General features: G+C 60.2%; 16 protein-coding genes and 1 pseudogene. 4 read left to right on the top strand and 13 right to left on the bottom strand.

Features of this window, described 5'->3' with window-relative positions; translation table 11 throughout:
• Positions 1-2: 2 nt before the first annotated feature.
• The 8 genes from CFBP1590_RS24235 to CFBP1590_RS24200 all read right to left on the bottom strand — a co-directional run bounded on the left by CFBP1590_RS24235 (position 3) and on the right by CFBP1590_RS24200 (position 11,022).
• The gene (locus CFBP1590_RS24235; protein ID WP_088236071.1) at positions 3-1,328 is read right to left on the bottom strand and encodes a TldD/PmbA family protein; all 1,326 of its coding nucleotides are present in this window, start codon (positions 1,326-1,328) and stop codon (positions 3-5) included.
• Positions 1,328-2,770 (bottom strand): TldD/PmbA family protein, encoded by a 1,443-nt coding sequence (locus CFBP1590_RS24230; protein ID WP_088236070.1) that lies wholly within the window; start codon positions 2,768-2,770, stop codon positions 1,328-1,330. The genes CFBP1590_RS24235 and CFBP1590_RS24230 overlap by 1 nt, the downstream gene beginning before the upstream one ends.
• Before the next feature lie 755 nt (positions 2,771-3,525).
• Positions 3,526-5,226 (bottom strand): choline dehydrogenase, encoded by a 1,701-nt coding sequence (betA, locus tag CFBP1590_RS24225; RefSeq protein ID WP_088236069.1) that lies wholly within the window; start codon positions 5,224-5,226, stop codon positions 3,526-3,528.
• A 201-nt stretch (positions 5,227-5,427) separates the two neighbouring features.
• Positions 5,428-6,900, bottom strand: a complete 1,473-nt coding sequence (gene betB, locus CFBP1590_RS24220) for a betaine-aldehyde dehydrogenase (protein WP_029243383.1) — start codon at positions 6,898-6,900, stop codon at positions 5,428-5,430.
• 105 nt (positions 6,901-7,005) lie between these two features.
• Positions 7,006-7,599 (bottom strand): transcriptional regulator BetI, encoded by a 594-nt coding sequence (gene betI, locus CFBP1590_RS24215; RefSeq protein WP_004888075.1) that lies wholly within the window; start codon positions 7,597-7,599, stop codon positions 7,006-7,008.
• Positions 7,600-7,986: 387 nt separating this feature from the next.
• Positions 7,987-9,165, bottom strand: a complete 1,179-nt coding sequence (choV, locus tag CFBP1590_RS24210; RefSeq protein WP_029243382.1) for a choline ABC transporter ATP-binding protein — start codon at positions 9,163-9,165, stop codon at positions 7,987-7,989.
• Entirely contained in the window at positions 9,162-10,010 is an 849-nt protein-coding gene (gene choW, locus CFBP1590_RS24205; RefSeq protein WP_170968957.1) for a choline ABC transporter permease subunit, read from the bottom strand. Before choW ends, choV begins: the two co-directional genes overlap by 4 nt.
• Before the next feature lie 64 nt (positions 10,011-10,074).
• Positions 10,075-11,022 carry a choline ABC transporter substrate-binding protein gene (locus tag CFBP1590_RS24200; RefSeq protein ID WP_088236068.1) on the bottom strand — a complete coding sequence of 316 codons (948 nt, stop codon included), beginning with the start codon at positions 11,020-11,022 and terminating at the stop codon, positions 10,075-10,077.
• An 899-nt stretch (positions 11,023-11,921) separates the two neighbouring features.
• Between CFBP1590_RS24200 and gbdR the strand changes: the two genes are divergently transcribed.
• Positions 11,922-13,025 (top strand): choline metabolism transcriptional regulator GbdR, encoded by a 1,104-nt coding sequence (gene gbdR, locus CFBP1590_RS24190; protein ID WP_088236066.1) that lies wholly within the window; start codon positions 11,922-11,924, stop codon positions 13,023-13,025.
• A gap of 115 nt (positions 13,026-13,140) precedes the next feature.
• On the opposite strand, the gene CFBP1590_RS28615 is transcribed toward gbdR, so the two are convergent.
• Together CFBP1590_RS28615 and CFBP1590_RS28610 are read right to left on the bottom strand one after the other, a co-directional pair.
• Complete coding sequence (locus tag CFBP1590_RS28615) at positions 13,141-14,004, bottom strand: methyl-accepting chemotaxis protein (protein WP_374729075.1); 864 nt, start codon at positions 14,002-14,004, stop codon at positions 13,141-13,143.
• A pseudogene (locus CFBP1590_RS28610) lies at positions 13,996-14,751 on the bottom strand (MCP four helix bundle domain-containing protein); the annotation flags it as partial. The pseudogene CFBP1590_RS28610 and the gene CFBP1590_RS28615, both read right to left, overlap by 9 nt.
• Before the next feature lie 434 nt (positions 14,752-15,185).
• On the opposite strand from CFBP1590_RS28610, the gene CFBP1590_RS24180 reads away from it, so the two are divergent.
• Both CFBP1590_RS24180 and CFBP1590_RS24175 read left to right on the top strand, forming a co-directional pair.
• Entirely contained in the window at positions 15,186-15,419 is a 234-nt protein-coding gene (locus CFBP1590_RS24180; RefSeq protein WP_004888063.1) for a hypothetical protein, read from the top strand.
• Complete coding sequence (locus CFBP1590_RS24175) at positions 15,416-15,718, top strand: cell division protein ZapA (RefSeq protein WP_004888061.1); 303 nt, start codon at positions 15,416-15,418, stop codon at positions 15,716-15,718. The genes CFBP1590_RS24180 and CFBP1590_RS24175 overlap by 4 nt, the downstream gene beginning before the upstream one ends.
• 353 nt (positions 15,719-16,071) lie before the next feature.
• Here CFBP1590_RS24175 and CFBP1590_RS24170 read toward each other — a convergent pair whose 3' ends face one another.
• Both CFBP1590_RS24170 and CFBP1590_RS24165 read right to left on the bottom strand, forming a co-directional pair.
• Complete coding sequence (locus tag CFBP1590_RS24170) at positions 16,072-16,332, bottom strand: hypothetical protein (protein WP_004888058.1); 261 nt, start codon at positions 16,330-16,332, stop codon at positions 16,072-16,074.
• A 106-nt stretch (positions 16,333-16,438) separates the two neighbouring features.
• Positions 16,439-16,669 (bottom strand): DUF6124 family protein, encoded by a 231-nt coding sequence (locus tag CFBP1590_RS24165; protein ID WP_004888057.1) that lies wholly within the window; start codon positions 16,667-16,669, stop codon positions 16,439-16,441.
• Between the two features lie 382 nt (positions 16,670-17,051).
• Between CFBP1590_RS24165 and CFBP1590_RS24160 the strand changes: the two genes are divergently transcribed.
• The gene (locus CFBP1590_RS24160) at positions 17,052-17,888 is read left to right on the top strand and encodes a 23S rRNA (adenine(2030)-N(6))-methyltransferase RlmJ (RefSeq protein ID WP_004888053.1); all 837 of its coding nucleotides are present in this window, start codon (positions 17,052-17,054) and stop codon (positions 17,886-17,888) included.
• Positions 17,889-18,018: 130 nt separating this feature from the next.
• Here CFBP1590_RS24160 and msrA read toward each other — a convergent pair whose 3' ends face one another.
• Entirely contained in the window at positions 18,019-18,666 is a 648-nt protein-coding gene (gene msrA, locus CFBP1590_RS24155; protein ID WP_004888416.1) for a peptide-methionine (S)-S-oxide reductase MsrA, read from the bottom strand.
• Positions 18,667-18,791: the final 125 nt, after the last annotated feature.

Below are 18,791 nucleotides of genomic sequence, written 5' to 3'. Positions count from 1 at the left end.
TGTTACAACGTGAGGGTCAGTCGGCTGATCAAAGCACCCGGCAATTGAATGGATCCTGTCTGGCGCTGACTGTAGGTGCTCGATTGCAGAATGAGTTCCCTTTCATGCGTCAGATCTTCCAGTGCGCTGCCCAGCAGGCTGTAAGCACTGTCGTCGAAACGCATGGTGCTGACCGGCGCGACGATTTTGCCATCCTCGACCCAAAAGGTCGCAAAACGCGTCATGCCGGTCAGACGGCCTGCAGCCTGATCGGAAAAGTTCAGGTACCAGAGGTTGCTGATGTACAGCCCTGTGCCCAGCTTTTGCAGCACCTGATCCAGCTCCAGCGAACCGCCGGCAATGGCCAGTGCGCTGGGCCATTCGCCGTAGTCGGCACCGTTGGCCTGCAAGTCGTATTCGGCGGCGCTGCTGGAATCCACCAGTTGCTCGCCCGCCTTGCCGTCCGCGACTAGGGTCAGATCCTTGCGCGGATAGCCTTCGCGGGAGAACGCAGGCGACAAAGAGCCGCTGACCTTCTCCTCGATGCTGACCAAGGGACTGAACTGCGCGTCGCCGTTGTACAGGCGCTGCAACGGGCTGCGCTTGCTGGCAATCGCCTGTGCGGAAAACCCGCCCCAGCTCAGCATGCCGATGACTTCGTCCAGCGCTGCCGGAGCGAGATAGGCGCGATACTGTCCGGGTTCGAGGGTATGCAGCGGGCGACTCAGATAATCCAGCTGCTCGCGGGCCTGCTCGAAGCGGCGCGTGAACGCCTCGTTGTCCCAGTCGTGACCGGCATAGTTGGCTTTCACGGCCTGACCGTTTTCGTGAAACAGGCTCCAGTCGAAGTTGAAGCTGTTGGCCTGATGCCAGCCCAGCGCTCCCCATGAACTGGCGAAACCCCGGTACAGCGGGCCAGATGCGTAGAAACCGACCAGATCCAGCCCTTGAGCCAGTTCGCTGATCCGCTCCACAACCTGCCCGCTGTCAGGCAGCGGATTTTCCTGAACGTTATTGCTCTGCCACGGCTGCATGTTGGGCAACAGATACGGGTCCTTCGACAGCAGCGGCAGCGTTTCGCGCAGTTGCTGCAGGGCATCGGTCAAACGTTGCGCATCGGTGTCGGTGTCTCCGGACAGCGTCACTTCCAGATTGGCGTGGCGGCCGTCATCGATCAGCTTCAAACTCAAAATGGCTTGCTGCACCTGTCCTGCCTGGCGCACCTGGCCGTGGTTGAAGCGGATGAAATCCGACGCCTCTGCATCATAGGCCAGGGTGAACTGTTCGGTCGGGCGGATGGCCGCCTTGAGCAAGGCGACCAGTGCTTCGAATTGCTGTTGCTGAGCCATCAGGCATCTCCTCCAAACACATCCACCTGGCTGAAGACACACGCGGGCGTCGCGTGGCCGACCCGGATCACCTGGTTAGGCTCACCCTTGCCGCAGTTCGGCGTGCCCAGCACTTTGAAGGTGCTGGCATCGCCCACGGCGCTGACGCTTTTCCAAAAGCGTGCAGAGATCGCCCGATAGTTGGGGTTCTTCACCACGCCTTTGAGTTCGCCGTTCTCGATCAATTGGCCCCATTCGCAGCCGAACTGAAATTTGTTGCGCGCGTCGTCGATGGACCACGAACGGTTGCTCGACATCAGAATGCCGTGCTCAATGTTGCCGATCAGTTTGTCCATCGATTGATCGCCCGGCTCGATGTTCAGGTTGGCCATGCGATCGATGGGCGGACGGTTCCAGTTGCTGGCGCGGCTATTAGCTACGCCGTCCAGGCCACTGCGGTATTGCGACAGTGCGCCACCCAGTGGACGTTGCAGCAGGCCGTCGCGGATCAGGAATTGCTTGCTGGCTGCCGTGCCTTCGTCGTCATGGCCGTAACTGGCGAGCTGCTCTGGGATGTCCGGGTCGAACGTCACGTTGAGCAGGTTGGAGCCATACTGCAGGGTGCCGAAGTCCGACATTTTGACGAAGCTGGTGCCTGCGTAATTGCGCTCATCGCCCAGGATCCGGTCCAGCTCCAGCGGGTGGCCGATGGACTCGTGAATCTGCAGCACCATCTGGTCCGGCATCAACAGCAGGTCGCGCGGGCCTGACGGTGTGTTGGGCGCCAGAATCAACTGCAACGCTTGATCGGCGACTGTCGCTGCCGCGCCGATCAAACCGCAGTTGCTCAGCACTTCAACGCCGCCCTGCTGACCAAAATTCTGACCGCCCAGGCTGCGGGTCTGGCTGTCGCTTCCGTCGTAGGCCGTAACACTCATCCCCGGAAAGACAAAGCGCTGTGCCTGACGCAGCTCGGCACCTGCGGTATTGAGATAGATCTGCTCGACGGTCTCCAGCCCCAGCTCGGCCTGCCAGTTGACCAGCCGCTCGTCTTTCGGGACGGCCGTGGACTCGCTCATCAGCAGGCCGATGCAGTCGCTCAGCGGCGGAAACGCCTGGTTGAAGTTTGGCGAGAAGTAGTCGGTCTTTGCGGTGGAGACGGGTTGTGCACTCAGGTCCAGCAGCGCATGCGGCGCCAGACGGCGGGCCATGGCCTGGGCCTGATGCAGGGCAGCCTGCAGGCCGTTCTGAGATATGTCGTGGGTTGCGGCGTAGGTTTCAACGCCATTGAGGCGAACCGTCAGCATCGCGCCTTCATCGGTGAACAGCGAAGGCGGCTCGGCCACGTTCTTGCGCACAGACAGACGCTGGCCGTTTCGACGGACATAACGCACGGAAAAGAATTGTGCATCGCTCTTGAGGGCAGCAAACCGCTGCTTGAGCTGAGCGGAGAAATCGAACATGCAGACAAGCTCCTTCTTGAGGGCGGTCGGTGAAGTCCGGACGGTCTTGTGGACCGATTGCCTTGAAGACGGAGATTAACCCGAGGACGGGCTGTGCTGCACCCGTTGGGTTGAGATAGACGCTTGCGTGATTCTGGCAGGGAGCCCTGCGTCTGCTCCCGAATGGGACGCGGAGCGTCCGGGCTACGTGCCCACGCAGAGCACTCATCGTTATACACAAGTCAGCCTCGACACTGATCGTGCCTACGCTCTGCGTGGGTATGCCGCCCGTGACGCTCCGCGTCACAAATGGCACAGACTGCGGATTCAGTGAGCCGAGCGCATGGCTCCAGTCACCTTTTCGCCCCTCGGCGACTTACTTTGAGAGGCCAAAGTAAGCAAAGCCTTTTGCTCCGGTTCCGGCCCCGGCTTCGCCGGGGTTCCTTCGTCCTGACACTGATTCGGGGGTCGCTGCAAATGGGCCATCCATGGCCCAGTGCAGCTCAATGGGCATCCATGCCGATTGCCCCCCGAATCAGCGCCAGGACTCAGCCTTCACCCACGTCGCGATCTGCGGTGTTCATGCCATCGCGCTACAAAAGCGCATCAGCGCTGCTGCCTCACTGGATAGCCAGATGACTTGTGTATAACGCTGAGCGCAGAGTATGGGCACGATCATGAACGGTCAGATGATCGTTCCCACTCTGCGTGGTAACGCCTCTCAGGACGCTCTGCGTCCGGTCTTGAGTACGACGCGGAGCACGATCATCAGTGGTTCAGGCCTGATGGCTGATTTCGCGCAGCGGCTTGCCACGTGCGGGCTTGTCGCCCGCCACGAAGTAGTCTGCAGTGCTGCGCGGCAGGGGCTGGCGGCCGCGGATCTTGTCGGCGATTTTCTCGGCGATCATGATCGTGGGTGCGTTCAGGTTGCCGGTGGTGATGATCGGCATGATCGAGGCATCTACCACACGCAGGCTCTGCATGCCATGCACACGGCCCTGGCCATCGACCACGGCCATTTCGTCGGTGCCCATCTTGCAAGAGCACGACGGGTGATAGGCCGTCTCGGCGTGTTCGCGCACGAACTGGTCCAGCGCCTCGTCCGACTGCACATCAATACCCGGGCTGATTTCGCGGCCACGGTACGGATCCAGCGCAGGCTGCTGCATGATTTCGCGGGTCAGGCGGATGCCGTCGCGAAATTCCTGCCAGTCCTGATCGGACGCCATGTAATTGAACAGGATGCTCGGGTACTCGCGCGGGTCCTTGGACTTGACGTGCACACGGCCACGGCTTGGCGAACGCATCGAACCGACGTGTGCCTGGAAACCATGCTCCTGCACACCCTTCGTACCGTTGTAGTTAATGGCTACCGGCAGGAAGTGGTACTGAATGTTCGGCCACTCGAACGCTTCGCTCGACCGGATGAAACCACCGGCTTCGAACTGGTTGCTGGCGCCGATACCGGTGCCGAGGAACATCCACTCCGCACCAATTGCAGGCTGGTTCCACCACATCAGCGAAGGGTAGAGCGACACAGGCTGAGTGCAGGCGTACTGCAGGTACATCTCCAGGTGGTCCTGAAGGTTCTGGCCGACGCCCGGCAGGTCGTGAACCACTGGAATGTCCAGCGTGTTCAGCAGGTCGGCAGGGCCGACGCCTGAGCGTTGCAGGATCTGCGGCGAGGCAATCGCACCGGCACACAGCAGGACTTCCTTGCGTGCACGGGCTTCGTGGCGGGTGTCGCTGTCGCCGACCAGGTACGCGACGCCGACGGCACGCTTGCCTTCGAACAGGATGCGGTCAGTCAGCGCGTGAGTGACGATGTTCAGCGTCGAGCGCTTTTTCGCTTCGTCCAGATAGCCGCGTGCAGTGCTGGCGCGACGGCCTTTGGGCGTCACGGTGCGGTCCATCGGACCGAAGCCTTCCTGCTGATAACCATTCAGGTCATCGGTGCGCGGATAACCAGCCTGCACACCGGCCTCGACCATGGCATGGAACAACGGGTTGTTGCCTGCCTTGGGCGTGGTCACGCTGACCGGACCTTCGCCGCCGTGATAATCGTTGGCGCCGATGTCGCGAGTCTCTGCCTTGCGGAAATACGGCAGGCAATCGAGGTAGCTCCAGTCTTCCAGACCCGGTTCTTTCGCCCAGCCGTCATAGTCCATCGCGTTGCCACGGATGTAGCACATGCCGTTGATCAACGACGAGCCGCCAAGGCCCTTGCCGCGACCGCATTCCATACGGCGGTTGTTCATGTGCGGCTCTGGCTCGGTCTCGTAGGCCCAGTTGTAGCGGCGGCCTTGCAGCGGGAACGCCAGTGCGGCAGGCATCTGAGTACGGAAGTCCAGACGATAGTCCGGGCCGCCGGCTTCCAGCAGCAGAACGGTGACGCCTTCGTCTTCGGTCAGACGGGCTGCCAGAGTGTTACCGGCCGAACCGGCACCAATGATGATGTAATCGAATTCCTGGGACATAAATGCGCCCTCTTCAAGGTAGGTGGGGCAAATGCAAATCAGCGCGGGTCAAGCAGCTTGTGGCTCGACCCCTGGCACCCCATGCCAGTGCGCTACTTGAGGGGCCATTTCACGAGAAAGCTGCTCCCACGCAGTCAATGCCTGTGGGAGCGGACTTGTCCGCGAAGGCCTCGCCTCAGACGAAATTCAACTCAACTAACCTCAGAAAACCGATGCGTAGTCGCCCAGCTCGATCTGTACCGACTTGATCCGGGTGTACTGGGCCAGCGAGCTGATGCCGTTTTCACGGCCCACGCCCGACTGCTTGTAACCGCCGACCGGCATTTGCGCCGCCGACTCGCCCCAGGCGTTGATCCAGCAGATACCGGCTTCCAGCAAGTGGATCACGCGGTGTGCGCGGTTCAGGTCACGGGTCACGATGCCAGCTGCCAGACCGAAATCGGTGTCGTTGGCGCGGCGGACCACTTCGTCTTCGGTGTCGTAGCCGAGAATGCTCATCACCGGGCCGAAGATCTCTTCGCGCACGATGGTCATCTCGTCGGTGCAGTCGGTGAACACGGTCGGCGCGACATAGGCGCCTTTGGCGAACTCACCGCCAGTCAGGCGCTCGCCGCCACACAGCAGGCGTGCGCCCTGTTCCTTGCCCTTGGCGATGTAGCCCAGCACGCTTTCCATGTGCTCGAAGCTGACCAGCGGGCCGAAGTTGATGTTTTCGTCTTCCGGGTTACCGGCACGAATACGCTTCACGCGCTCGAGGATCTTTGCTTCGAACTCGGCTTTCAGTGCGTTCGGCACGAACACGCGGGTGCCGTTGGTGCAGACCTGACCCGAGCTGTAGAAGTTGGCCATCATCGCGATGTCGGCGGCGCGATCCAGATCGGCGTCGTCGAACACGATCAGCGGCGACTTGCCGCCCAGCTCCATGGTCACTTCCTTGAGCGAAGAGCTCGAGGCACTGGCCATGACTTTCTTGCCGGTGTCGGTGCCACCGGTGAAGGAGACTTTCTCGATACGCGGGTGCTCGGTGATCCAGGTGCCGACTTCACGGCCGCTGCCGGTCAGTACGTTGAACACGCCATCCGGGACGCCCGCTTCGGTGTAGATTTCAGCCAGCTTCAAGGTGGTCAGCGAGGTGACTTCACTTGGCTTGAAGATCATCGCGTTGCCTGCCGCCAGCGCCGGTGCGGATTTCCACAGGGCGATCTGGATCGGGTAGTTCCACGCGCCGATCCCGGCGACGACACCCAGCGGCTCGCGGCGGGTGTAGACGAAGGAGGAGTCGCGCAGCGGGATCTGTTCGCCTTCGATGGCGGGCACCAGGCCTGCGTAGTACTCCAGCACGTCAGCGCCGGTGACGATGTCGACGTAACGGGTTTCCGAGATGGCCTTGCCGGTGTCCAGGGTTTCCAGAGCGGCCAGTTCATCGTTGCGCTCACGCAGGATGTCCACGGCACGACGCAGGATGCGCGAACGCTCGACTGCGGTCATGGCGGCCCAGATTTTCTGGCCCTTTTCGGCGGCGACCACGGCGCGCTCGACATCTTCCTTGCTGGCGCGCTGGATCTTGGCCAGTACTTCGCCGTTCGCCGGGTTGATGGAGTCGAAGGTCTCGGTGTTGCTGGCATCGACATAACCGCCGTCGATGTAGAGTTTTTGCAATTCAAAACGGGCCATAAAGTCCTCGCAAATTCAGTGGGGGAGGCGATGACTGATTCTGTGTGCCGGAAACATTGGGCAACACGGCGTTTCAGTCGTTCGGTGATGGCGCTTCGAAAGCGCTCAGTTCGCCGATTTCGCCAATTGAAAATCCATGTATTCGTAAGCGATCCGTTGCGCTTGCTCGGTGTCGAATGCATCGCCTGACAGCGCGCCTCTCAGCCACAGCCCATCAATCAGGGCTGCGAGCCCGCGGGCCGCGTTGCGTGCCTGTTCCAGCGGCAACGCGCGGCGGAACTGACAGCACAGGTTCGAATACAGACGATGGTCGTTGATGCGCTGCAAACGGTGCAGCGACGGGTGATGCATGCTGGTCGCCCAGAAGGCGAGCCAGGTTTTCATGGCCGGGCCGTTGACCTGGCTGGCGTCGAAGTTGCCTTCGATGATCACTTGCAGATGCGCACGCGGGCTGTCGTCGGTCAGGGCCTGACGGCGGTCTCTGACGGTCTGGATCAGTGCATTCATCAGATGGCGCATGGTGGCTGCGATCAGGCCGTTCTTGTCCTGAAAGTAGTGACTGATGATGCCGTTCGAAACGCCTGCAAGACGGGCGATCAACGCAATACTGGCGTCGCCCATGCCGACCTGATCGACCGCGGTAAGCGTGGCCTGGATCAACTGTTGGCGGCGGATGGGTTGCATGCCGACCTTTGGCATAAACGCGATTCTCCCGAGTGGCTGAAGTGATCGTTATACCGAAATGGCTGACACAGTCTAAAGATTTTTAATTGAACGATCAATCAATAAAAAATGACAGGCGTGTCAACTGATCGTGCCCATCGCTCCGCGTGGGCATGCCGCCCGTGACGCTCCGCGTCACAAATGGCACAGATTGCGGATTCAGTGAGCCGGGCGCATGACGTGGATAACGCTGGAGCTTGGGCGCGCATCTGCGCCACATTCGAGAGCGGACGCGGAGCGTCCTGAGCGGCATTCCCACGCGGAGCGTGGGAACGATCAACATCGTATTCCTCCAGGAGGATTTGTGTATAACGCTGAGCGCGGAGCATGGGCACGATCGGTGTGCTTGAGACCCCTGATCGTTCAGCCGTGATTCTTGCCCAGCAGCGCGTGGTACAGCTCGGTATCGCCAAGGATGCCGACGACCTGGTTGCCGTCCTGCAGCACCAGTTTGTTGCCGGTCTGGTAGCGGATCTGCAAGGCGTCGCGCATGCCGATGTTGGAGTGCACGAGGGTCGGGCGGCGGTCGAGGGTGTTGACGTCCTGGCCCGGAGTCCAGTTCTGCAGGTCCAGCGTGCCGGTGCCCTGACGTGCGCCTTTGATGACATTGCCTTCGGCCAGGTCCAGCCAGGAATCACCACCCGGATCCAGGCATACCGAGCCGTTGACTCGGGTGCACTGGTCAACCGTGCGCATCAGGCTGCGGCCGCACAGCACGTTCAGCGGATTGGTATGCGCGACGAAGGTGCGCACGTATTCATCTGCCGGGTTGAGCACGATCTGCTCCGGCACGCTGTACTGAACGATGCGGCCGTCTTTCATGATCGCGATGCGGCTGCCCAGTTTCAGCGCCTCATCCAGGTCATGGCTGACGAACACGATGGTCTTGCTCAGCTTGCTTTGCAGTGCCAGCAGTTCATCCTGCAGGCCCTGACGGATCAACGGGTCGAGTGCCGAAAACGGTTCATCCATCAGCAGAATGTCGGCGTCCATCGCCAGCGCACGGGCCAGACCCACGCGTTGCTGCATGCCACCGGAAAGCTCGTCCGGCTTCTTGTTGCGCCATTGTGTCAGGCCGACCAGTTCCAGCTTTTCGTCCACCAGCTTGCGTCGTTCCTTCTCAGGGCGACCCTGCATTTCCAGGCCGAAACTGATGTTTTCACGCACTGTCAGCCAAGGCATCAGGGCGAACTTCTGAAAGACCATGGCGATGCGCTTGGTGCGCATCATCTTCAGCTCCGCCGCCGAGCAACTGGCAATGTTGATCTGCGAGCCTTCATGCTCGACGAACAGCGAGCCGCGGCTCACGGTATTGAGGCCGTTGATGCAGCGCAGCAGGCTGGATTTGCCGGAGCCGGACAGGCCCATCAGTACACAGATTTCGCCTTTCTCGATTTCCAGAGTGGCGTTTTCCACCCCCACGATCTGCCCGGTTTTCTTGAGGATCTGGTCACGCGTCAGGCCTTCGTCCAGCAGCTTCAGGGCCTCACGCGGATCCCTGGAGAAGATGACGTCTACCTTGTCGAATTTGATGATACTCATGCGTCGGACCCTACCTTGCCTTCGGGTTGTTTGCAGATGCGGTCGAGCATGATGGCCAGCAGTACGATCGCCAGGCCGGCTTCGAAGCCCAGGGCGATATCAGCGGTGTTCAATGCGTTGACCACAGGTTTGCCCAGACCGTCGGCACCCACCAGCGCCGCAATCACCACCATCGACAACGACAGCATGATGCACTGGGTGATACCGGCCGCGATGCTTGGCATGGCGTAGGGCAGTTCGATTCGTGTCAGCAACTGGCGGCGCGAGGAGCCGAATGCCTTGCCCGCGTCGAGCAGTTCCTGGGGAACGTCGCGGATACCCAGGTACGTCAGGCGGATCGGCGCGGCGATGGCGAATACCACCGTCGAAATCAGGCCGGGCACCACGCCCAGACCGAACAGCGTCAGCGTCGGAATCAGATAAACGAAAGTGGGCACCGTCTGCATCAGGTCGAGCAGCGGGCGGATGACGGTGTAGAACATCGGCTTGTGCGCGGCAATGATGCCCAGCGGCACGCCGATCACGACACAGACCATCGTGGCGAACAGCACCTGCGCCAGGGTTTCCATGGTTTCCTGCCAGTAATGCAGGTTCAGGATCAGCAGGAAGGAGAGGATGACGAACACCGTCAGGCCCCATTTGCGCTGGATAAAGTGTGCGAGTGCGGCGATCAGGCCAATCAGTACGAACGGGTTGAACCAGGTGAGGGCGAAGGTCAGCCCGTGGATCATCATTTCCAGTGTCGAGGCAATCGCATCGAAGTAGTCGGCGCCGTTACGCGTCAGCCAGTCGACGAACGCCGCGATGTACTCGCCCAGAGGGATTTTATGATCAGTCAGCATGATAGTGATTGTCCGCTTGCGGGGAAAAATGAAAGCAACAGGCGGGACGTGCCCGCCTGCCGCCGGCTTACTGGGTCAGCTTGGCCTTGGCAGCCTCCAGCCCCGGTTTGCCGTCAACAGTGGTCACACCGGCAAGCCAGGTGTCGAGCACTTGAGGGTTCTTCTTGATCCACGCCTTGGCGGCAACATCAGGCTTGGTCTTGTCTTCCAGAACGTTGCCCATCAGCGTGCTTTCCATGTCCAGCGTGAACGACAGATTCTTGAGCAACTGGCCTACGTTGCTGCATTCCTGGGTGTAGCCCTTGCGCGTGTTGGTGTAGATGGTCGCTTGACCGAAGTTGGGGCCGAAGAACTCATCGCCACCGGTCAGGTACTTCATCTTGAAGCGTTTGTTCATCGGGTGCGGTTCCCAGCCCAGGAAGACCACGTCGGTGTCGCGGCGGGTCGCACGATCCACCTGCGACAGCATGCCGGCCTCGCTGGACTCGACCACCTTGAAACCTGCGTCTTTCAGGCCGAAGGCGTTCTTGTCGATCATGCTCTGGATCAGGCGGTTGCCGTCATTGCCAGGCTCGATGCCGTAGATCTTGCCGCCCAGTTCCTTCTTGAATTTGGCGATGTCGGAAAAGTCTTTCAGGCCCTTGTTGTAGAGCGCTTCAGGTACAGCGAGGGTGTACTTGGCGTTTTCCAGGTTGGCTCGAACGGTTTCGACGGTGCCGGCTTCGCGATAAGCCTTGATGTCGTTTTCCATGGTCGGCATCCAGTTGCCCAGAAACACGTCCATGTTTTTGCCGTCCGCCAGAGACTTGTAGGTCACGGGAACGGAGATCATGGTGGTCTTGGTCTTGTAGCCGAGGGATTCGAGTACGGCGCTGGTCACTGCGGTAGTGACGGTGATGTCGGTCCAGCCGACATCGGAGAAGTTCACGGTATGACAGGCCTCTGTTTCGGCGGCCTGGACCAGCATCGGGGTACAGAGCGTGGCGGCCAACAGCAACGATTTGGAAGCTTTCATGGGGTGGACTCCTGTGAGTTTCTTCTGGTCATCAGCAGGTGAGCGCTGACGCGACTTATGTGTTGGCAATGCATTTCGCGAAGCTCCATCACTGCGCCTGGCGATCGAGTCGAGGCCGATCATGTAACAGGCAAAATCAAACGCATACTGGGTGCGTCGTATCCAGTACAGGCGGGGTCGCATCCAGTGTGCGCAAGGTCGCTTACAGATTTATTCCAACGTGCAAGCGCACTTCTGCAGGGGTGGAGCAGCCAGAAAACGGCCAAAAACGTCTGCTGGCTGTGCTGCTCGAGGCCTATGGCGCTGATGGGTATGGGCATGTCGGTGCCGGGCGTCGAGCGCTTGCGTGAAGGCCCATGCTGCGGGCGGTGCGGCTCCAGCGTAGCAGAGCAGGGCACAGGCACTCGGGCCTGAAAACCGGTCATGAACCCGTTCATGACGAGCAGCGCCTTCGCGAACGCGGTCTTTTTGAGGGAGTTGTTCCGGGTTAGTTCCGGGATGGCAGGGTCATGGCCCGAGCTTGCAGCTGCAAACGGCTGCGCGATTTTTGAACACCAGCCCCGAAAGCCGCCACCTTTTAGCGCGAAATCGGGGCTGGCCGCTTGCCTGCTCCCCTGTGCTTTGGGTAGCACTCCCCGAGTAGTCACGCGGTTGCCGTTTCCTTGCAGTGCTACCGAATTGCTCACACGGCAACGCCTTGCGCAGTCCTCCACGTCGCAAACAGACAGGCACGTCGCTACCGGATAGACGCATCGCGACGTCGTTTTCAGGGGTTATTGAATGGCTGATCAAATTCAGGCACGGGATTTGCGATGTCATTGCAAAGCCCTCGATGGATGAAGGCTATAACAAGAGCCTCGCCTGAGGCCGACCCCCGCCACGTGAGAGGAGATAGTGTGATGACATCGTTCAATCAAGGGGCTCAACCCCAGAACCGCGCCCCACAATCCATCGGCTTTCTGCTGCTGGACAACTTCACACTGATCTCCCTCGCGTCAGCGGTAGAACCTCTGCGAATGGCCAACCAGTTGTCCGGCCGTGAGCTGTATCGCTGGACCACCCTAAGTGTGGACGGCGGTCAGGTCTGGGCCAGTGACGGTCTGCAGATCACCCCGGATGCAGCGATGCATCAGGCGCCGGTCCTGGACACCGTGATCGTCTGTGGCGGTGTCGGTATTCAGCGCACTGTCACCCGCGAACACGTGAGCTGGCTGCAAAGTCAGGCGCGTCAGTCCCGTCGGCTGGGTGCGGTGTGCACCGGCAGTTGGGCGTTGGCCTGCGCAGGTCTGCTGGACGGTTTTGATTGCAGCGTGCACTGGGAGTGTCTGGCGTCCATGCAGGAAGCCTTTCCGCGAGTGGCGATGAGCACACGTCTGTTCACCCTCGACCGTAACCGTTTCACCAGTTCCGGTGGCACCGCACCGCTGGACATGATGCTGCACCTGATCAGTCGCGATCATGGTCGTGAGCTGTCGGCAGCGATTTCCGAGATGTTCGTCTACGAGCGTATTCGCAACGAGCAGGATCACCAGCGCGTGCCGCTCAAGCACATGCTGGGCACCAATCAGCCCAAGCTTCAGGAAATCGTGGCGCTGATGGAGGCCAACCTCGAAGAGCCGATCGACCTCGACGAGCTGGCTGTCTACGTCGCCGTGTCACGCAGACAGCTGGAGCGGCTTTTCCAGAAATACCTGCACTGCTCGCCGTCGCGCTACTACCTGAAGCTGCGTTTGATTCGTGCACGGCAACTGCTCAAGCAGACGCCGATGTCGATCATCGAAGTGGCATCGGTCTGCGGCTTCGTCTCCACGCCGCACTTTTCCAAGTGCTACCGCGAATACTTCGGCATTCCGCCGCGTGACGAGCGCGTAGGCTCCAACACCGCACAGCAGGTCGCCATGATGCCGATCCCGCAGGCATTGGTATTGGCTCCGCTGTCAGGGCCGATGTCGGCACTCAGTCAGGCACGTAATGAATCGACGTTTGCGAGTGTCAGGCTGTAGAGACGTGATCGCGTTCGGGACCCGACGCGGAGCGTCCTGAGCGGCATTCCCACGCGAGCGTGAGGAACGATCAGTTACGTTGATCGTTCCATGCAGAGCGCGGGCAGAGCGCTGATCAGAGGGCGAATCGCCCCACCATGCTGTTCAAATCAACCGCCAGGCGCGACAGCTCGGTGCTGGCGGCGCTGGTCTGGTTGGCGCCGGTGGTGGACTGTGCGGACAGGTCACGGATGTTGACCAGGTTACGGTCCACTTCACGCGCCACCTGCGCCTGTTCTTCGGCTGCGCTGGCGATCACCAGATTGCGCTCGTTGATTTCTTCCACCGCAATGTTGATGGTGTCCAGCGCCAGGCCTGCACCCTTGGCGATGCTCAGGGTCGATTCGGCCCGCTCGGTGCTGTTGCGCATCGACGTCACAGCCTGTTCCGTACCGCCCTGAATGCTGCCGATCATGCGTTCGATCTCACTGGTCGATTGCTGAGTGCGATGGGCGAGGGCGCGAACTTCGTCTGCCACGACCGCAAACCCGCGACCGGCTTCACCCGCACGGGCCGCCTCGATGGCCGCGTTGAGTGCCAGCAGGTTGGTCTGGTCCGCGAGGCCCCGAATCACGTCCAGCACCTTGCCGATGTCACGGGATTCATTCGCCAGATTGCCGATCAGTTCGGCGGTTTCCTTCACGTCACCGCTCATGCGTTCGATGGCGCCGACGGTTTCCAGCACCAGGTCACGACCATCACCCGCCGAAGCGGTGGCGTTGCGTGAGGCTTCGGAAGTGCTGGTCGCGTTGCGCGCCACTTCTTCCACCGCGCTGGTCATTTCATTGACCGCAGTAGCGGCCTGCTCGATCTCGTTATTCTGCTGCACCAGACCGCGTGCGCTTTCATCGGTCACGGCGTTCAGTTCTTCAGCGGCAGACGCCAGTTGCGTGGCTGAACCGGAGATGCGCTGCAGCGTGTCGCGCAGCTTGTCCTGCATGGTTTTCATGGCCTGCAACAAGCGACCGGCTTCGTCAGTACCGTCAACCTTGATCGGCTGAGTCAGGTTGCCCTGGGCAATGGTTTCGGCAGCATGGAGTGCAACGGCAATCGGGGTGGTGATGCTTTTAATCAGCATCCAGGCAAACACCAGGGTCAGCAGGGTGGCCGCGACCAGCAGCGCGATGACCATGTCGAACGCCGACTTGTATTCCTCGGCTGCCTGCTTCTTCACCTGCATCAACTGCGCGGTGTTGATCTCGACCAGCTTGATCAGAACGGCGTTCATCTGATCGGAGTTGCTGAGCATGTCTTTATTGAGCAGGTCCTGCAGCTCGTCGACCTTGTTGGCGAGCGTCAGCGTCTTCATGCGCGACTCAAGCTCACGGTATTGCCCGAGCAACTGCACATACTGGTTGTAGAGGTTGCGCTCGTTCGAATCGCTGATCAGCTTCTCGTAGATGGCCTGGGCATCGTTGATCTGCTTGTTGCGCATGGCCAGCAATTCGATGGTCTTCTGCTGGATCTCCGGCTCGCGGTTGACCAGCAGACGGTATGACAGAACGCGCAGGCGGATGCTGACCTCTGCAAAACGATCAAGGCTCTTGATGCTGGGCACGTTGTTGTCGGCGAGCACTTCGGTAGCGCCGCGGATCTTGCTCATCTGAGAGAGCGCGAAGACACCAAGGATCAGCATCAATGCGCCGATCATGGCAAAACCGAGAAAGGCGCGCGGGGCGATATTCATATTGCGAAGAGACATAGATGGCTTCCAGAGTCAGGGTGCGCAATCCATGCGGCAGAAACAATAAGTAACGTGAATGCGTGCCTATCGGTCGAACGACTGGAGACTTGAGCGCAATGAGTCAACCTGCTGGCGTTCGATTCATGACGTTTTTTTCATCCGTGGGCGATTACCCTCGCAAAGCCTTAAAAGTACTGGCGATAGGGACTTTAGAAGCATGGCACTGTGCCCACAGGCTGTGCGTTTATGTCGCAGGCCGGGACGGTCTGACGAACAGCCGGAACAAGATCCCCGAATAGCAGTCACAAGGCCCCCATGCGTTCCGTTACAGACGTGTCCATGGCGTAAGACGCCAGTGCCGCAGGGCCTGAGCGCTGGCATGCGCAGTGACTTTTCTTTATCGTGTGCGCCCGTTGAAATTTGCTTGAGTAATCAGAATGTTGGAAGCCTCCCTAAGCCAGTTGGAACACCTTGTCGGTGATCTGGTGCAACAGAACCAGAACCTGCAAAACACGAATGCCCAGCTCACTGCCGAGCTGGCCAAAGTCAGGGATGAAAACGACAGCTTGCAATTGAGCCTGATGGAGCAGGAAGAAAAGCAGGGCAGCACCGCCGCCCGCATTCAGGCACTGGTTGACCGGGCGACCAGCGCCAGCGCTGTCGAAGCATGAACTTCGACCGAAACGGGGTGACGGTCCTGTCCATCCTGGGTAACCAGTATTCGGTGAAAGCGCCGGAAGGCGAGGACGTCAAACTCCTGCAGGCCGCCGCGATGCTCAACGCCTCGCTGGCCGACACCAAACGCAAATACCCGACCCTGATCGGCGACCGCCTGCTGGTGCTGGCCGCCCTGAACCTGTGCTCCCAGCAGATCGACCTGAAGGATAAGCACAAGGGCGAACTGGCGCGGTATGAAGATCAGGTCAGTGCGACGGTTGATGTGATTGCCAAGACCCTGTCGCAGGGTTGAGGGCTGGCTTGCCGCAGACATTGGACCGTGGGAGGCGGCTTGCCGGCGATTGCGTCAGTTAAGTCGCTTGCCTGGCGCCTGAAAAACCGCTTCGCCGGCAAGCCGCCTCTTATCAAACAACCTGTAACTTACTGAAGAAACGCGATTTTTTGTAGGAGCGGACTTGTCCGCGAATAGGCCGGTACATCCGACGCATATGCAGTGGCTGAAATACTGCATTCGCGGACAAGTCCGCTCCCACGGGTTTGCTGCGCGACAGCGCTACGCCGAGGACGTGGTGAGGCCTCCCACACGAACCATGTTCGTCAGTCGGGTACGTGTTGTCTGAAGAGGGACTGCGCGTCACACCCGGCTCAGCCCTGACTCTGTCTGTACGCCGCCAGCGCAGGCAGCAGTTGCTGGTCGATGGCCTGGCGCACGGCTGGCAGGATGGTTGCGCTGCCGGTCAGGAGTTGTTCGACCAGACGCCGAAGTGCGGTGGCGCGTTCGGCGTTGAGGCCGCGCACCACGTGGGCGCAGGCCTGCTCGGCTGTGGCGCCGCCGGGCATGTCGAAACCCAGCGCCCTGAATTGGCCAATCAGGTCTTCTTGATCAATCAGGTCCGCGTGCATCATGGCGTGTCTTTCCTTGTTCGAATGTGCCTCGATTCTGGTAGCAGCCTTGCGCTCGGGCAACCCTCGTTGATCAACAATGGCCGGATTGGCTATGAACGTGTCGTTTTCAGTCGGTGGCCATGCTGTCCAGCGTCAAGTCGACCATGGTTTTGGCCATTTCCGTGAGGTGCATGATCGACAGGGTCAGGTCGCGTTGCGCGCCGCTCATGCTGTCGCTGAATTCGTAGGCGCTGGTGACGGCGCAGCGCAGCAGGTCGCTGGCGTGCATCAGTGCGTCTTCATGGCTCAGGTCAGGGTTGGCTTTGAAGGCGGGTGGGGCAGGTACTATTTTCAGCATTTCGGATGACTCCTAATCGAACATCGGTAGGTCGTCACCGTCGGCTACTAATCGAAGGTGGCGGCCATGCGTAGGTAGTAGCCCGGTGATTAGGAACCGGTGCATCCGAAGATGCCCTGACGCATGGCCACCATAAAATGCAGGCCATAAAAAAGCGCCTTTTACAGGTGGCGCATTGCGCCTAATCACACTGAGGGCTACTACTCCTCATCGCTGAATTTGCAGCGACCGGCGCAGAGTAGTGACCGGGATCGACAGGCACAAGGGCCGGGGAGTTTCTCGGAAATGTCCTGCAAAGGAAAGGGATCGGTCCCGCAAATTCGTTACAAATTCTTGTTCACCGCTCAGTTTTGCTAAACTGCGCAGCCTTCCAGGAGCTGCCATGAATTACCGTCACGCCTACCACGCCGGCAACCACGCCGACGTGTTCAAACACATCGCACTGACTCGCTTGATCGCCCTCATGGCGCGCAAGGAGCAGCCGTTCGCCTACCTCGATACCCACGCAGGGCTCGGGCTGTACGACCTCAAGGGTGATCAGGCCACCCGTACCGGCGAATGGCTGGAAGGCATCGGCCGTCTGTGGGAAGCGGCGGACGTGCCTGCGCTGGCTGCCGATTACCTGCAGGTACTGCGCGACATGAACCCGGATGGCGAGCTGCGCTATTACCCCGGTTCCCCCGAACTGGCCCGCCGCCTGACCCGCGAGCGCGAGCGTGTGCTGCTCAACGAGAAGCACCCCGAGGATGGACGTCTGCTCAAGGAAAACATGAAGGGCGACCGCCGCGTTGCCGTTCACCTGGGCGAAGGCTGGCATGTACCGCGTGCCTTGCTGCCGGTTGCCGAAAAGCGTGCCGTGATGCTCATCGATCCGCCGTTCGAACAGCTCGATGAAATGAAGCGCTGCGCTGTGGCGCTGAAGGAAACCATCGGCCGCATGCGTCAGACCGTGGCCGCTATCTGGTATCCGATCAAGGACCCGCGCCTGCTGAGACGCTTCTACCAGGACCTCGCCGAGACCGGCGCACCCAAGTTGCTGCGCGTTGAACTGTACGTCCACCCGCTGGACACCCCGGCCAGCCTCAACGGCTCAGGCCTGGCCATCGCCAACCCGCCGTGGGGCCTTGAAGAAGAACTGCGCGAGCTGATGCCGTACCTGGCCGACAAACTGGGCCAGACCCAGGGCGGCTGGAAGATGGATTGGTTGATTGCGGAGTGAATGACTGATCGTTCCCACGCTCCAGCGTGGTAACGCCTCTCAGGACGCTCCGCGTCCGCTCTCGAAGGTGACGCAGAGCATCACGGGATGCATGCCCATGCAGAGCGATGGGCACGATCAGTCGTAGCGATCAGGCCGGCAGACAAACCCCGGTACCGCCCAGGCCGCAATAGCCCTGCGGATTCTTGGCCAGGTACTGCTGGTGATAAGCCTCGGCGAAGAACACGGTCGGTGCCTCTTCGATTTCTGTGGTGATCCCGCCCAGACCGGCCTTGCTCAGTTCTGCCTGGAAAATCTCGGCACTGGTCTTGGCTGTATCGAGCTGTTCAGGTGTGGTGCAGTAGATCACCGAGCGGTATTGCGTGCCGATGTCGTTGCCCTGACGCATGCCCTGGGTGGGGTTGTGCGCTTCCCAGAACACTTTAAGCAGCGACTCATAGCTGATCTTTTCAGGCTCGTAGACCACCAGCACCACTTCGGTGTGGCCGGTGAGGCCGGAGCAGACTTCTTCGTAAGTCGGGTTCGGCGTGTGTCCGCCCGCGTAGCCAACCACGGTGCTCACGACACCTTCCTGTTGCCACAGGCGGCGTTCTGCGCCCCAGAAGCAACCCATGCCGAAGATGGCGAATTCCACATTGTTGGAGAACGGCCCGAGCAGCGGGTTGCCGTTGACGTAGTGGGTCTCAGGCAGCGCCATGGGTGTTTCGCGGCCCGGCAGTGCTTGTTCTTTGGTAGGCAGTACGTTCTTGTTCACTAGAATTTCCGAGCGCAGAGTCATGAACCATATCCTCTCGTTTAGAGACAGGCAGCAGGGGCCAGGACAGATGAATGCAATTACATAGGTCCCGTTACACGTAGAAACAAGTGCTGCCGTGTAAAAACAGACCGACAGTGTGCCCGACT

The organism is Pseudomonas viridiflava (assembly GCF_900184295.1).
GTDB lineage: Bacteria > Pseudomonadota > Gammaproteobacteria > Pseudomonadales > Pseudomonadaceae > Aquipseudomonas > Aquipseudomonas viridiflava.
Note: the sequence above shows the minus strand (reverse complement) of the source record. Positions and strands in the feature narration are given on the sequence as shown.

Excerpts from the sequence above, each read along its gene's own strand:
- CFBP1590_RS24160 (WP_004888053.1), top strand. The coding sequence starts at position 17,052 with ATGAATTACCGTCACGCCTACCACGCCGGCAACCACGCCGACGTGTTC.
- msrA (WP_004888416.1), bottom strand. The coding sequence starts at position 18,666 with ATGACTCTGCGCTCGGAAATTCTAGTGAACAAGAACGTACTGCCTACC.
- choV (WP_029243382.1), bottom strand. The coding sequence starts at position 9,165 with ATGAGTATCATCAAATTCGACAAGGTAGACGTCATCTTCTCCAGGGAT.
- CFBP1590_RS24235 (WP_088236071.1), bottom strand. The coding sequence starts at position 1,328 with ATGGCTCAGCAACAGCAATTCGAAGCACTGGTCGCCTTGCTCAAGGCG.
- CFBP1590_RS24230 (WP_088236070.1), bottom strand. The coding sequence starts at position 2,770 with ATGTTCGATTTCTCCGCTCAGCTCAAGCAGCGGTTTGCTGCCCTCAAG.
- betB (WP_029243383.1), bottom strand. The coding sequence starts at position 6,900 with ATGGCCCGTTTTGAATTGCAAAAACTCTACATCGACGGCGGTTATGTC.
- CFBP1590_RS24180 (WP_004888063.1), top strand. The coding sequence starts at position 15,186 with ATGTTGGAAGCCTCCCTAAGCCAGTTGGAACACCTTGTCGGTGATCTG.
- CFBP1590_RS24170 (WP_004888058.1), bottom strand. The coding sequence starts at position 16,332 with ATGATGCACGCGGACCTGATTGATCAAGAAGACCTGATTGGCCAATTC.
- betI (WP_004888075.1), bottom strand. The coding sequence starts at position 7,599 with ATGCCAAAGGTCGGCATGCAACCCATCCGCCGCCAACAGTTGATCCAG.
- CFBP1590_RS24175 (WP_004888061.1), top strand. The coding sequence starts at position 15,416 with ATGAACTTCGACCGAAACGGGGTGACGGTCCTGTCCATCCTGGGTAAC.
- CFBP1590_RS24200 (WP_088236068.1), bottom strand. The coding sequence starts at position 11,022 with ATGAAAGCTTCCAAATCGTTGCTGTTGGCCGCCACGCTCTGTACCCCG.
- gbdR (WP_088236066.1), top strand. The coding sequence starts at position 11,922 with ATGACATCGTTCAATCAAGGGGCTCAACCCCAGAACCGCGCCCCACAA.
- betA (WP_088236069.1), bottom strand. The coding sequence starts at position 5,226 with ATGTCCCAGGAATTCGATTACATCATCATTGGTGCCGGTTCGGCCGGT.
- CFBP1590_RS28615 (WP_374729075.1), bottom strand. The coding sequence starts at position 14,004 with ATGCAGGACAAGCTGCGCGACACGCTGCAGCGCATCTCCGGTTCAGCC.
- CFBP1590_RS24165 (WP_004888057.1), bottom strand. The coding sequence starts at position 16,669 with ATGCTGAAAATAGTACCTGCCCCACCCGCCTTCAAAGCCAACCCTGAC.